Source organism: Pseudomonas sp. 05T35 (genome assembly GCF_056396605.1).
In genome coordinates this window covers 1-365 of record NZ_JBFTLU010001012.1, presented here as the reverse complement: position 1 = coordinate 365, position 365 = coordinate 1, and the positions used below count along the sequence as shown (strand labels likewise).

Below are 365 nucleotides of genomic sequence, written 5' to 3'. Positions count from 1 at the left end.
GTGATGGCGGGATCACCTGGACGGCGACCTTTACCCCGAATGCCAGCACCACCGACGCCACCAACCTGATCACCCTGGACAATACTGGCGTGCAGAACGGCTCCGGTAACGTCGGCAGCGGCACCACCGATTCGAACAACTACGCCATCGACACCCAGCGTCCGACGGCAACCATCGTGGTGACGGACACCGCGCTGGGAATCGGTCAGACTTCGTTGGTGACCATCACCTTCAGTGAAGCGGTGACCGGTTTCACCAACGCCGACCTGACGATCGACAACGGTACGCTGAGTGCGGTGAGCAGCAGTGATGGCGGTATCACCTGGACCGCCACGCTGACGCCGGTGAACGGCGTCACGCGTCAC

The 365-nt window shown here is 62.5% G+C and carries 1 protein-coding gene; it reads left to right on the top strand.

Annotated features, from left to right (window positions below; translation table 11 throughout):
• The coding region (locus AC1DH9_RS31160) for an Ig-like domain-containing protein (protein WP_477809590.1) at positions 1–365 on the top strand (365 nt) is incomplete at both ends.